Source organism: Paenarthrobacter sp. (genome assembly GCF_031180005.1).
Lineage (GTDB): Bacteria > Actinomycetota > Actinomycetes > Actinomycetales > Micrococcaceae > Arthrobacter.
In genome coordinates, this window is sequence record NZ_JAPSHI010000012.1 from 108,779 (window position 1) to 122,692 (window position 13,914).

At 63.3% G+C, this 13,914-nt stretch carries 11 protein-coding genes; 6 read left to right on the forward strand and 5 right to left on the reverse strand.

The window, feature by feature from the left end:
- Positions 1–68 precede the first annotated feature (68 nt).
- The 5 genes from RIF72_RS11030 to RIF72_RS11050 all read left to right on the forward strand — a co-directional run bounded on the left by RIF72_RS11030 (position 69) and on the right by RIF72_RS11050 (position 9,283).
- Entirely contained in the window at positions 69–2,153 is a 2,085-nt protein-coding gene (locus RIF72_RS11030; protein WP_309074866.1) for an Hsp70 family protein, read from the forward strand.
- Between the two features lie 3 nt (positions 2,154–2,156).
- Entirely contained in the window at positions 2,157–4,244 is a 2,088-nt protein-coding gene (locus RIF72_RS11035; RefSeq protein WP_309074867.1) for a LuxR C-terminal-related transcriptional regulator, read from the forward strand.
- Positions 4,245–4,419: 175 nt separating this feature from the next.
- Entirely contained in the window at positions 4,420–5,781 is a 1,362-nt protein-coding gene (locus RIF72_RS11040; protein WP_309074869.1) for an IniB N-terminal domain-containing protein, read from the forward strand.
- Positions 5,782–5,936: 155 nt separating this feature from the next.
- Entirely contained in the window at positions 5,937–7,811 is a 1,875-nt protein-coding gene (locus tag RIF72_RS11045) for a dynamin family protein (protein ID WP_309074871.1), read from the forward strand.
- Positions 7,808–9,283: a dynamin family protein gene (locus RIF72_RS11050; protein ID WP_309074873.1), complete on the forward strand. Its 1,476-nt coding sequence runs from the start codon at positions 7,808–7,810 to the stop codon at positions 9,281–9,283. Before RIF72_RS11045 ends, RIF72_RS11050 begins: the two co-directional genes overlap by 4 nt.
- An 8-nt stretch (positions 9,284–9,291) precedes the next feature.
- On the opposite strand, the gene RIF72_RS11055 is transcribed toward RIF72_RS11050, so the two are convergent.
- Together RIF72_RS11055 and RIF72_RS11060 are read right to left on the reverse strand one after the other, a co-directional pair.
- Positions 9,292–9,894, reverse strand: a complete 603-nt coding sequence (locus RIF72_RS11055; RefSeq protein WP_309074876.1) for a hypothetical protein — start codon at positions 9,892–9,894, stop codon at positions 9,292–9,294.
- A 6-nt stretch (positions 9,895–9,900) separates the two neighbouring features.
- Positions 9,901–10,341, reverse strand: a complete 441-nt coding sequence (locus RIF72_RS11060; RefSeq protein ID WP_309074878.1) for a PLD nuclease N-terminal domain-containing protein — start codon at positions 10,339–10,341, stop codon at positions 9,901–9,903.
- Positions 10,342–10,428: 87 nt separating this feature from the next.
- On the opposite strand from RIF72_RS11060, the gene RIF72_RS11065 reads away from it, so the two are divergent.
- Positions 10,429–10,740 (forward strand): DUF4229 domain-containing protein, encoded by a 312-nt coding sequence (locus RIF72_RS11065; protein ID WP_309074880.1) that lies wholly within the window; start codon positions 10,429–10,431, stop codon positions 10,738–10,740.
- Positions 10,741–10,818: 78 nt separating this feature from the next.
- Here the strand turns inward: RIF72_RS11065 and RIF72_RS11070 are convergent, their stop codons facing one another.
- Genes RIF72_RS11070 through RIF72_RS11080 form a run of 3 tightly spaced genes read right to left on the reverse strand, consistent with a single transcriptional unit; the run spans position 10,819 to position 13,870 of the window.
- The gene (locus RIF72_RS11070; protein ID WP_309074882.1) at positions 10,819–11,700 is read right to left on the reverse strand and encodes a 1,4-dihydroxy-2-naphthoate polyprenyltransferase; all 882 of its coding nucleotides are present in this window, start codon (positions 11,698–11,700) and stop codon (positions 10,819–10,821) included.
- 60 nt (positions 11,701–11,760) lie between these two features.
- A complete protein-coding gene (locus RIF72_RS11075; protein WP_309074884.1) occupies positions 11,761–12,900 on the reverse strand; it encodes an AMP-binding protein in 1,140 nt (379 codons plus the stop codon).
- Positions 12,901–12,907: 7 nt separating this feature from the next.
- On the reverse strand, positions 12,908–13,870 hold the full coding sequence (locus tag RIF72_RS11080) for a 1,4-dihydroxy-2-naphthoyl-CoA synthase (protein WP_178995134.1): 963 nt from the start codon (positions 13,868–13,870) through the stop codon (positions 12,908–12,910).
- Positions 13,871–13,914: the final 44 nt, after the last annotated feature.

The following is a 13,914-nucleotide window of genomic DNA, read 5'->3' on the forward strand; positions in this document are numbered from 1 at the left end:
CTAGCTTGTTCAGAACCCGCTTGTGATGCAGTCCGCTAGCGACGCGCCGTGTTCTTTTCGAGGTAACCATGAGCTATGTTCTCGCCATTGACGTCGGGACCAGTTTTACCGCCGCAGCCCTGGTAAGACCTGACCAGGGCCCAACTCCAGCACCCGGGATCCTTCCGTTGGGCCTGCATGGCAGCGCCGTGCCGTCGGTGTTGTTCTATGCAGAAGACGGCCGGGTTTTGGTAGGAGAAGCGGCCGAACGTCGCGGACTGGACGACCCCCAGCGCATGGTGCGGGAATTCAAGCGCAGGATAGGTGACTCGGTTCCGCTCGCTGTCGGAGAGAGCTGGCTGGCCCCCGAAGACGTATATGCCACTATGGCACGGTGGGTGGTGGACAGGGCTGAGGAGCGCGAAGGCAGCTCGCCGTCGTCGATCATTATGACGCACCCCGCGGCATGGGGCCAGCACCGCACCTCGCTTGTCCTCGCAGCGCTCCAAGTGGCCGGATTGGAGGACATCACCCTGATCAGTGAGCCGGAAGCCGCAGCCCTGCACTATGCCTCCCAGACCCGTGTGGAAGACGGCAGCGTCGTCGCGGTGTACGACCTCGGCGGCGGCACTTTCGACACCGCTATCCTCCGCAAAGCGAGCGCGGGAAACTTTGAGCTATTGGGCCGTCCGGATGGCATTGAGACCCTTGGCGGCGCCGATTTCGACGCCGCCGTCCTGCGTCACGTGATGGGTCACCTTGGCGAGGGCGCGGCTTTGGATGTGAGCTCTCCGGAGACTTTGGCGGCTCTCTCACGGTTGAGGCGGGAGTGCCGGGAAGCCAAGGAGGCACTTTCGCTGGACAGCGAAGCCAGCGTCGCCGTGTCTCTGCCTGGATCTCAGTTGTCCGTGCGGTTGGTCCGTTCCGAATTCGAGGCGATGATCGAGGCCCCTGTCAGGGACACTGTGGACGCCCTTGAACGCAGCCTGCGGAGTATCAACCTTGAAGCGCAGGACCTGAGCGCAGTGCTGCTCATCGGAGGATCGTCCCGGATTCCACTCGTGGCGGAGCTCATTTCCGTGGAACTGGACCGTCCGATCGCCGTCGACGCCGATCCCAAGTCGTCCATCTGCCTCGGCGCTGCCGTGGCTGGCCTGCGCTCCAGTGGGGCAGGTGCAGTGGATGCGGCTACGGCCGCGTCATCAGCGTCAGTTACGGCTTCCGGGTCTGAGGAACCTGTGGCCATTGCGTTGGGGAGGCCGCACCTCCCGAACCGGGCTCCGGCACTCGGGCGCCTCAAAGCTGCTTCGGACAAGTCAGGCCGCCACGCCCCGCGGCCCCGTGTCAGGATGGCAGCGGCAGCCGCGGTAGCAGCAACCGCGCTGACCATCGCGACCGCCACGGCAGCGCAAAGCCCTGAAGGCACCGGTCTGCTGACTACCGTGTTTGGAAACCAGGCGGCCGACGTCATGCGCGACACCGGTGCGCAAGCTTCCGGCGCCAAAGCTTCGGGGGCAGGAGGCGCCACCGCTTCCGCCCCTGTTGTCGGAGGACCGGCAGCGGGACTTGAGGCGAGCGTCAAGACCGGGGTGACGAGGGCTGGATCCAAAGGAACGGCGCCGGCCAAACAGGGTGCGAACGCGGGGGCTACTAACGCGGGGACAGGCAGCGCGGCCAATGGTTCCGGCAGCACGGCAGGGACGGGTTCCGGCGGCACGTCCTCTGATACAGCAGCCGGCGGGACGGGAGGTACCACCACACCCACTGCCCCCGGAACGGGAACTTCCACTCCGGGTACTCAGACGCCGCCTCCGGCTACTACGCCGCCAACAACCCCCGCGCCCGATCCGACAGGAGGTGCCGCAAGCGGACCGACGCCTCCGCCGACAACCACAACACCACCACCGGTAACCACGGACCCAACAACCCCACCGGCAAACGAACCAACAACACCACCCACCACTCCCGTGGATCCGGTGACGCCACCGCCGTCGCCATCGCCGGAGCCGGAGCCAACCGCCCCGCAGCCCGAGCCAACGGCCGTTCAGGACCCGCCGGCGTCGCCGGAACCGATAGTTTCGCAGGAGACCACCCCGCCGGCCGTCCCTGATCCAGCGCCTTCACCGACAGAAACCAGCCCTTCTCCGGATCCCGCGCTGCTCTCGGCGGTCTAACCCATGACGGGAAACGACCATAAGCCCGGGCACCTTCGGGCCGGGGCAGACGATCACCCCCTCAACCACGCAATAGACACCCCGGGCTCAAACATGGGTCCCGTGTTGGGGGATGCGACTGCCGCTATCCGCGAGCTGCTTCTGGCCCTGTCCGTAGGATTCTCCATCCCGTCGCCCCTTCCCGACAGCCTGCGTGACGCTGAAGGCCTGGGCGACCCTGACGGCTTGGACTCGATCATTGCCGCTGCCAAAGAAACCGGGTTGCTTTCGCCGGATGGGACTGTGGTGGGCACTGCACGGTACGCCCTGCTGAAGGGAACCCCTGCCTCCCGTATCCGGGCGCTGCAAAGGGAATTGGTGGATAAGACTTTCCAGGAGGGCCAGGCACTAGGGGATCTGGCCCGTGACCTGGCGAGGAACGGGTTTCATGATCCTCGTGTCGTCGCTGAGCTGGAACGGGCTGCTGACGACGCTTTGGAATCAGACCCGCAATTGGCCGCCGAACTCTACGCCGAAGCCCTCCTGGCCGGAGGCGACGAGGTTGCCAAGGCGGCAAGACATGCGCAGGCTACAGCGGCTACCGGTGATTTGGACTCCGCGGGCAGGATGGTGGACCGGCTCTTGGCGGTGCCCGGGGCCCCCGAGCTTCGGCTCGGAGTGGACGTGGCCGCCGCCGTCTGGGCGCAGCGTGGAATGCTCGTCCGAAGTGCCGATACATACAGCTGGCTGGGTTCGGACACGATAGATGGTTCGGCCCCTCTCGCTGCGGTGGCCATGATCGGTTCAGGAAACCCGCTGGGTGCGGAGGAGCTTCTGTCAGCTGTTCCTCAGAGCGGTTCGCCTACGCTCCTGGCGGTTGCGATGTCCCTGACTCAGCAGGGGCTCCGGAAAACCTTGGAGCCGGCACCGGAACTGGCGCTGCCCGAGCTCATCAGGGCCTCGGACATGATGAACGCGGCAGGAACGTCCATCCCCCTGCCGGAAACCCCCGGTGCTCTGGCTGCATTGTGCGCCCTCCACAGCGGGGAACCGACGGTAGCGGACACCGTGCTCAAGGCAGCGTTGGCTGCAGGCCAGGGTGGCAACGCAGCCCGTCCCCGACTGTTCTTGTTGCGCGCGTGGTCCTCCATGCAACAGGACAACGCCGACGACGCACGTTTGGCCATCAATGAGGCCGTCAAAGCCAATCACTGGGCCCTGGCGCCTCGGGATGAGTTCCTGCTGGCGGCCTTGGAAGTAGGCCTTGCGCGGCGGGGCAGTGACGTGCACGAGCTGGTGCTGGCTTGGGACAGGGCCCGCGAGTCGATGATGCACGTTTCCGTAGACCTCTACAGCCTGTTGCCATGGGGCGAGTTGATGATTACTGCTGCGCGGTTGCGGGAATCAAGGAGGGTTGCGCATTACCTCGAGGGCGCTTGGGACTTGCTGGGGCGGCTGGGCAACCCGCCCTTGTGGGCGGTGCCCTTGCATTGGGCGGCCGTGCAGGCGGCGTTGCTGAGCGAAGACCCTGCCGGGCTGGCACCGCATGCGGCAGCGCTGGTGCGGGCATCGGAGCACAGTCATCTGGCGTCCGTGCTCGCGGCTGGTGGTAAGACCTGGGTCTCGGTCCTAGCCGGTCGTTTTGAAGCGTCCGACGTCGAAACAGCGGCCCGCGGCCTGGCCGCCGTCGGCATGCCTTGGGAGGGTGCGCGCTTGGCGGGCCATGCGGCGGCGCATGCGGAAGAACGCCGCGACATGGTGAAGCTGCTCGCATGTGCCAGGGACCTGCACCCCCAAGGTTCGGCCCCGTCTGCCGCGCCGTCGGAGCGGCAGGAAGATGCTCGCACCGCTGTTCCCGCTCAGCCTGTCATGGACAACGGGGGCGGCCCTGGAGCTCCTGACTCCTCCGGACTCAGCGCCAGGGAACGTGAGGTGGCTCGGCTCATCCTGGAAGGCAAGACCTACCGGGAAATCGGCGAAGCCATTTACATCTCCCCCCGAACGGCGGAGCACCACGTGGCACGCATGCGACGACGCTTGGGGGCCGAAAGCCGCTCTGAACTCCTTGTACGGCTTCGGTTGGCACTGGGGGAGGGGTACCCACCTCCGTAAGCGGCAATACCCTCCACCCCCTAACGGAAAACCGGGCAATCCCCTAACGATGGGGGAACCGGTAGGGGGACCACCCCCGATGCCCGGTTACCAGCCCGGGCAATACGTTGAATGCAAGCCCGGCAAAGGCGCCGGGCGAATCATTATCCATCACAGAATTTGAGGGAGCACTCCAATGCCTACACTCGCACAACAGCTCGTGCAGTTCCTGATGAGCCTGTTCAACGATCCTGATGCCGCTGAAGAATTCGTACGGGATCCCGAAGCAGCGCTCGCCGCAGCAGGCCTGCGCGACGTCTCGTCGGCCGACGTCGACGCTGTCCGCCCGGTGGTCCTCGACTACGCACCCATCAACGCCCGTTCGTCGTTCGACCGCGAATACAACACGGGTGGCAACAACGCTTCCACTGGTGGGGGCGGCGGCTGGGGCGGCCGCGACGACGATGATCGCCCGCACGGTGGCGGCGGTGGCGGCGGACGCCCGGACAGGGACGACGACGACCATGGACATGGCGGTGGCGGTCATGGCGGTGGCGGCGGTGGCTGGGGTGGTCACGACGATGACGATCATGGTCATGGTGGTGGCGGTCATGGTGGTGGCGGCGGTGGCTGGGGTGGTCACGACGATGACGATCATGGTCATGGTGGTGGCGGTCATGGTGGTGGCGGCGGTGACTGGGACGACCATGCACATGCCGTCCAGCAGCTGGTCCACGTAGTGAACAACTACTCCTACACCACCACCATCGACGACCGCGACACGATTACCGACCAGTCGGTAAACCAGAACATCTGGGCGGACGGCGATGTCACGCAGCTCTTCAACCAGGACGCTGTGGTTGCCTCGGGTGACGGAGCAATTGCTGCCGGCGACGACGTGAAGGACTCCGGAAACACCACCAACACTGACGACCATTCGACGGATAACTCGGTGAGTATCAGTGAATCGGGCCCAGGAGACGTTGAGATCGGCAACACGAACATCGAGGTCAAGGATTCCTTCAACGACGATCACTCCGTAACCAAGGACTCCTACAACACCGATGTAGACGTGGACGTGGAATTTGAGGATTCCTTCAACGAGGACAACTCCGTGGACAATTCCCACACCAACATCCACAACACGGATTCCTTCAACAAGGACTCCTACAACAATGAGACCGAACTGGAAGTCGGCGACGTGGACGTGGAGTACACGAATATCGAGAACTCCACCATCATCAAGGACAACGAGGTGGATCTGGAGTACACCAACGACCACTCCACCAACGTGGAACTGGAAGATGTCCAGGTCAACTACGATTCCACGGTTATCCAGGACAACGAGCTGGAGATCGACAACTCCAAGGAGATCGACGTCGAAGATGTCCAGGTCAATTACGATTCCACGGTTATCCAGGACAACGAGGTGGATGTCGAATACACCAACGTGGAGGACAACACGGTCATCGCCGACAACGAGCTCGATGTGGACGTCGAATACAACGACATCGACGACTCGATCGTCGTGGCCAAGAACGATGTGGAAATCGACTAGCACCAAAAAAATCCAGACGTCGTAACGATCCAAGACACGACGTTTACGAACACCCCAGCAGTGCCCGGCAGACGCAAAAACGTCTGCCGGGCACTTCGTGGCCTCAACGGCGAGGCAGGCAGAGCAAAGGACAAATGGTGGCGGACACAGGACACATGACCACGTTGGTTGAGCAGGGCATGGCGCTGGTTGGGGACCGGAACGACCTCCGGCGCCGACTGGAAAATACCCTCAACCGTTTGCACGATCCAAGCGTCCGCGTCATCGTAGTGGGCGAATTCAAACAGGGCAAGAGCCAGCTGATCAACGCCTTGGTGAACGCACCCGTCTGCCCGGTTGATGATGACATTGCCACCTCCGTCCCTACCGTCGTACGGCAGGGAGATCCGGCGTCGGCCGTTGTCCTGGTTCCCGGTCAGCGCGGGATCGAACCGGAAGGAGACGCAGGCGGGCCCGAAAGCGGGCTGGAACGGCAGCCGGTGCGGCTGGATGAACTCGCGGAATACGTCTCCGAAAAGGGCAATCCGGGCAACAGGAAGAACATCGTCGCGGCCGAAGTTTCCCTCCCCCGGAAACTGCTGAGCAGCGGGCTGACGATCGTGGACTCTCCAGGCGTTGGTGGCCTGGGGTCCACACATACCTTGACTACGTTGACCGCCTTGCCGTCGGCGCACGCCATGGTGTTCGTCTCCGATGCTTCACAGGAATTTACTGAGCCGGAGATGCGGTTCCTGCGCCAGGCGATGCGCATCAGCCCCAACGTTCTGTGCGTGCTGTCCAAGACCGACCTATATCCCAGCTGGCGCCGGATCGCGGAGCTGGACCAAAGGCATCTGGCCGAAGTGGGACCTGAAATTCCGCTGTTTCCCGTGTCCTCGGAGTTGCGGCTCCATGCGGCGCGGCTGCAGGACCCCGATCTGAACGCAGAATCAGGGTTTCCGGCGTTGATCGAGCACCTGAGGAACAACATTGTGGGCGGGGCGGCCAGGATTCAACGCAAATCCGTGAGCAACGACCTGTTGACCGTCAGCGAAAACCTCAGGCTGGCGCTGCATTCGGAGCTCGAAGCCCTGGAGAACCCGGCGGGAACTCCGCAGATGATCGCCGGCTTGAACGCGGCAAAGGAGGACGCCGACGCCCTCCGCAAACGATCCGCCCGCTGGCAGATAACGCTCAACGATGGCATCGGCGACCTCATCGCCGACATGGAATATGACCTGAGGGATAGGCTGCGCAGGATCCAACGCGAGGCCGAAATTGCCATAGATCAGGGTGACCCTGGACCCGCGTGGGAGCAATTCACGCAGTGGCTGGAACAGAGTACGGCAGCAGCGGTATCGGATACGTTCGTGTGGACCAGCGAACGAGCTCAATGGTTGGCCACGCAAGTGGCAGAGCACTTCTCAGAAGATGAGGTTGCCCTGCCGGCGTTGAAGGTATCCGATACCGGCGGCGTACTGGACCCTGTGGCCGACATCCAGGATATGGAAGACGGGCACCTCGGTCCGCTGCAAAAGGTGCTGATCGGGATGCGCGGGTCCTACGGGGGCGTGCTGATGTTTGGTCTGCTGACGGGCATCTTTGGGATGGCCCTTATCAATCCGTTGTCCGTAGGAGCCGGGTTGATGCTCGGGCGAAAGGCGTACCGGGAAGATAAGGAGGCCAGGCTCAAGCAACGCCAATCCGAAGCCAAGATCCTGGTCCGGAAGCACGTGGACGATGTTGTATTCCAGGTGGGAAAGCAGCTCAAGGACAGGCTGCGGTTGGTCCAGCGGGCTACACGCGACCACTTCACGGAGATCGCCGAGGAGCACCACCGTTCACTAACGGAATCAGTGGCGGCCGCACAGAAAGCGGCGGCTACCTACGCCGTGGAGCGGGACATGAGAATCAAGGAAATTCGGAACCAGCTCAAGGTAGTGGATGCCCTGGCCAACGCCTCGCAGCGGCTGCAGGACGAGGCGCCAACACCCACTTCCGACACATCCCCGCAGCCCACATCAGCGCCGTCCTCGGTCCCTGCGGGATGATCGAGTCGGGCATCGCCGGAGCCGCCCACCTGCTCCGGCAAGCAAGGGAGGTCTTCCACGAGGACGCAGCGGCACTTGCTGTGGTGGACGAGCTCCAGGGCAGGCTGGAAGGCCCTTTGCGCATAGCAGTGGCCGGCATGGTCAAGGCCGGCAAGTCGACGCTGCTCAATGCGATCATCGGGGAGGAAATCGCCCCTACTGACGCCGGGGAATGCACACGGATCGTCACGTGGTACCGCTATGGGCACACCCCCAGGATCACGCTCCATCCGATCATCGGGGAACCGCAGTCCCTCCCAGTCACCCGCGAAGACGGCAGGTTGGTCTTCAACATGGGTGATCTCCGGGCCGATGACGTGGAGCGGCTGGTGGTCGACTGGCCATCCGCCGGCCTGCGGGACCTCACCTTGATCGACACCCCCGGGATCGCCTCCTTGTCACAGGACGTGTCAGGTCGGTCCACGGAGTTCCTCCTCCCCGAAGATGCCCCCATGGCCGCGGACGCCGTCATCTACCTCATGCGGCACCTCCATGCTTCCGATGTCCGATTCCTGGAATCCTTCAAGGACACTTGCGCGGGCCAATCGGGGACTGTCAATGCCTTGGCGGTCCTGTCCCGGGCTGACGAGATCGGCGCGGGAAGAATCGATTCCCTCATCTCCGCAGCAGTGATCGCTGACAGATACAGCCGGGACCAAAACCTCAGGCCCCTTGCCCTGGGTGTTGTCCCGGTTGCCGGCCTGCTGGCCCAAAGTTCGCGGACCATGCGCCAGACCGATTTCGAGGCCATGAGGCTGTTGGCGCAGATGGAAAGGAACCAGAGGGAAAGGTTGATGCTGTCAGCGGATCTCTTTGTTCGCGCCGCCGAGCCCGATGGACTGGGCTCGGCAGCAAAAGCGTCCCTCGTGCAAAGATTCGGCCTGTTCGGCATACGCCTTGGCGTTGCCCTCCTCCGGGGTGGAATGGACAATCCCACGGAACTGGCCCATGAGCTGGCACGACGCAGCGGACTTGGCCAGTTGTTGGAGAACATCGCCTATCTGTTCCAGACGCGAGCGGAGGCACTCAAGGCGCGTGCCGCCGTCGTGGGCTTGGAAGCCTTGCTGCGCAGTTCGCCAAGGGACGTCGCGCTGCTCTTGGAAGGCAGTCTGGAAAGGCTCCTCACAGGCGCCCACGAGTTCCGGGAATTGAGGCTCCTGGCCACACTTCGGACCGAGGGCCTAAACCTGACCCCGGAGCAATCAGCAGAGGCTGAGCGGTTGGTGGGCGGCCGTGGCAGCACGCCGCCACGGAGGTTGGGACTGGATCCGGAGGCCGGCCCGGAGCAGATCAGCGAGGCGGCACGGGAAAGCCTGAACCGTTGGCGCTTGCTCGCGGAGAACCCGCTCACTGAGCCGGCCGCACTGGACGCTTGCCGCGTAGTCCTGCGCAGTTGCGAGGGGATGCTGGCCGCTATTCCAGCCGCTCGTTAGGCAACCCGCTAGCCAACCCGTTCGCTGAGCAACCAGATGGTGGTGGACGGGAGGAACAGCAGGATCAGGGCGGCTGCAGCCAGGATGAATTGGGCCGCCAACAGCACAATCGTCAAGACACCGTCCCCGCCAGGGGCCACCACAAAGTCGGCCGTAATGACGGTGACCACAGCATGGAGGAGGACCAAAGGAGCCAAGGCCCACCGAGCCCAGATGCGGCGTTTGAAGAGGACCGCCAGCAGGACGGCTTCCATGGCTATTACCAGCGCGAGCATGGCGAGGCTTCCCAGGAAAACGACGGCGGTGGCTCCCTCTATGGCGTCCGCGTCGCCGTCGGGAACCATGCCTCCAATGACGCCCTTCAGGCGTTCGAAGTGGGAGTCCCGGTCAAGAAAGCCTGTCACCACCACCGCGATACCGGCAACGAAACTGGCCACCCACAGAGTGCGGGACAAACGGGCTGGTCCAGGAGGACGAACAGCCTCCGCTATGGGCGGCGGCGTGGACAGGGAGATGCCAGGCCGTGGAGGCGGTGCGGAGGGTGATGCGGGCCCGCTGGCTGATGGTGTGGAGGAAGGTGACTGCCGTGATCCATCAGCTTGCTGGGCCATGTTTGCCTACTTCAGCTCGTCCGTGTCATGGGGATCCGGCTCGCTGCGCTTGGCGTCGCCGGGTTTGAAACCGTTGTTTTTGGCGTCGCCGCTGCCGTCGTTCGGCTTGTCGCCGGTATCGCGTTCCTTGGCGTCATGTTCCGCCTTGAGTTTCTTCAGGCGATCCTCTTCAGCCTGGTTACGGCGTCGGGTTTCCAGGTTGCGCAGGAACTCGGGGTCGTCGTCCGGGGCTGTGGGCTGTCGGCGTACGGGCTTGGCAGTGGGCTTGCCGTAGGGCCGACCAAAAATGAACCAGAGGATCGCTCCCAGCAGCGGCAGGAGGATCATCACAATGATCCATGCGGGTTTGGAAATCCCGCGTGTTTGGTTGCCGTCCGTGCGGATGACGTCCACCAGGGCATAGACAAAGATGACTAGAACTATAACGACGCCTACAACCCGGAGCATGCACCAAGTCTAGTCGCCTGAAGCCGATCACTGGACGCCCTGTTCCGGCTGTGATCAGAGTGCAACCATCCGGGCGGCTAAACTTGGATGGTGGCTTTCCTGAAGTATTCCCTCATCCGTCTGGCGCTGTTCGTGCCGTTGTTCGTGCTGTTCGCCTTTTTGGGGGTGGGCTGGATCCTGGCTGTGGTCTTTGCCGGGCTGATTGCCTTCGCCATCAGCTACCTCTTTTTCCAGAAGCAGCGCGACGCCGCCACGGCAGCTATGCGCGAACGGTTCTCCGGGCGGGCCAAGCCCATCCGAACTGCCGGTGAGGTTGAAGACGCCGCCGTCGAGGACGGCTTGGTTGAGAAGAACCCGGACATCGCCGTGAACAACGATAAACGCCCGGGCACTCTCTAGAGAAGTTTTTTTTACAGATAACGCCCCCAAGAGAGCTTCTTAGGGGCGTTTGCTGTACAAAAACTCGGACGGAAGGGCTCAGAAGCCCCGGCTCAGGATCAGTCCCAGCGAGAACAACAGGCTGTAACCGAGGTTGATCATGCCGGTCTGCTTGAGAACCGGGATCAGGCTCTTGCGCTTCTTGCCGTTCACCATGAGCCAGGCCGGCATCAGGCAGGCCGGAATCAGCAGCAGCACGATCAGCATCCACGGCTTGGTGGGTGCCAGGACGATCACCAGCAGGATGGCCACGGCCAGCATCAGTACGTAGCTTTCGCGGGCGTGCCGGTCACCCAGACGGACTGCCAAGGTCCGCTTTCCAGCAGCCGCATCCGTGGGGATATCCCTGACGTTGTTGGCCATCAGCAACGCACAGGCGATGAGTCCGGTGCCGATCGCACCGATGACCGCGGCCAGGCTGACCTGCCCGGCCTGCGTGTAGGTGGTTCCCAGGGTTGCCACGAGTCCGAAGAACACGAAAACAAAGACATCGCCCAGGCCCAGGTAGCCGTAGGGGTTCTTGCCGCCTGTGTAGCCCCAAGCCGCCAGGATGCAGCCGATACCGACCAGGATCAGCCACCACGCTTGGGTGATGATCACCAGGATGAGACCGCAAATCATCGCCGCCCCGAACAGCGCAAAGGCAGCCCACTTCACCTGTTCCGGCTTCGCAGCTCCTGAACCAACCAAACGGAGGGGGCCCACGCGGTCCTCATCCGTGCCCCGGATGCCGTCGGAGTAGTCGTTTGCGTAGTTCACGCCAATTTGAAGCAGAAGAGCCACAAGAGCTGCCAGGATCGCGTTCGGCAACCGGAAAGCCTGGAGCTCGTACGCCGCTGCCGAACCGATAAGGACCGGCGCGATGGCCGCGGGCAGTGTGCGGAGCCGGGCTCCTTGAATCCATTGTGCAGCTGTCGCCACGTGTAGTACCTCGTGTATTTCGCGGTTGATCTGAGTCAGGGGGTGGGAGGAAGAACTTGTCTATTGTCCCTGATGCAGCTCGGAAAGCCGGTCAATCATGGCCATACGGTCCGGCTTTCCGTTGGGAAGCATCGGCAAATCCTTGTCAGCGAACACCGTTTTGGGCGCCAGGACGCCCAGTACTTCATCCCGGCGGGCTGTGAAACCCTTGAGGCCGGCGGGCGATGCATCAGTCACCGCAACGTAAGCTGCCACGGCTTGGCCCCACTCCCGCGACGGTACACCAGTTACGAAAGCCGCAGTGACGCCGTCGAGCTCTTCCAGCTTGCCCTGGATGTAAGCGGCGGAGGCTTTGACGCCGCCGGTGATGATCACGTCATCGGCGCGGCCCAGCACTGTGAGTTTGCCGTCATCTGACAGCTCGCCCAGATCGCCCGTGATGTACCACTGCACGCCGTCTTCCTCGAAGAATGCTGCCTTAGAGGCGCGGGCCGCGTCCAGGTAGCCCGCCGCCACGGTGTCGCCACCCAGCAGGATGCGGCCTTCCAGTTCGCCTTCACCTATACGGACCTCGACGCCGTCCAACGGCTCGCCGTCGTAAATGCACCCGCCGCACGTCTCGGCCGAGCCGTAGGTGGTCACCACCTTGAGGCCCTCGGCGTGGGCGGTCGCAAGGAGTCCAGCAGAAGCGGGAGCGCCGCCCAGCAGGATCGCGTTGAAACGGCGCAGCACGGCCAGGGTTTCCGGCGTGGGGGAGTCGAGGAGCCGTTGCAGTTGCGTGGGCACCAAGGAAGTAAACCGGATCTTGTCGGTCAGTTCCTCGGCGGCGGCCGTGAAGGCCTCCGGTGTGAAGCCGCTCGACTGATCCATGACCCACGGACGCGTGCCTGCGTAGAGCGAGCGGACCAGCACCTGCACGCCGGCCACATACTGCAGCGGCAGTGCCAGCAACCACTGTCCTTCGCCACGCAGGGCCACGGCGGTGGATACAGAAGAAGCTGCGAGGGCGTCGACGGTCAGTACGGTTGCCTTCGGCGTCCCCGTGGAACCGGAAGTGCGGACCACCACGGCTGCGTCTTCGACGCCGGTCTCAACCGGAACAGCCTGCGGCGCGCCGTTTTTATCCACCATGATTTCGACGGCGGGGCCCTCGCCATGGAGGGCAGCCATCAGGGCTTTCAAAATGGGATCGATGTTCACGGTGGTCCTAGAAGTAGTAGGGGAAGTTGGACCAGTCGGGATCGCGCTTTTGAAGGAACGCTTCTTTGCCCTCCACGGCCTCGTCCGTCATGTACGCGAGACGGGTGGCTTCGCCGGCGAAGACCTGCTGGCCGGCAAGGCCGTCGTCGGCAAGGTTGAAAGCGAACTTGAGCATGCGGATGGCCTGCGGTGACTGGCGGGCGATATCGGCTGCATACTCCAGAGCAACTTCTTCGAGGCGGGAGTGGTCAACGGCCTCGTTCACTGCCCCCATCCTGACCATGTCCTCTGCGGAATATTCGCGTGCCAGGAAGAAGATTTCCCGCGCGGCTTTCTGCCCGATCTGGCGGGCCAACAGCGCCGAGCCGTATCCGGCGTCGAAACTTCCCACGGTTGCGTCCGTCTGCTTGAACTTGCCGTGCTCGCGCGAGGCGATAGTGAGGTCGCTGACCACGTGCAGCGAGTGGCCGCCGCCGGCCGCCCAGCCGTTGACAACGGCGATGACCACCTTGGGCATGGTCCGCATGAGTCGCTGGACTTCCAGGATGTGAAGGCGGCCGGCGCGGGCGGGGTCGATAAATTCAGCGGAGTCACCCGCAGCGCCTTCTACTTGGTAGCGGTAGCCGTCCCGGCCACGGATCCGCTGGTCGCCGCCGGAGCAGAACGAGTGTCCGCCGTCTTTTTCCGAAGGTCCGTTGCCTGTGAGCAGCACCGTGGCAACATCCGGGGTCATGCGGGCGTGGTCCATGGCGCGGTAGAGCTCATCCACGGTACCCGGGCGGAAGGCGTTGCGGACCTCGGGGCGGTTGAACGCGATGCGTACCGTGGGGAGGTCCTTGACTGTGCCGTCCGTTGAACGCTCAACCTGCCGGTGGTAGGTCATGTCTTTGAAGTCGTCGAAGCCGGAAACAGTGCGCCAGCGTGAGGGGTCAAAGACGTCGGAAACCTTGGCAGGGAGTTGGTTGTTCACAGTCCGAGTCTAGTAATGGCCTTAGCTGATGCAGAACTCGTTGC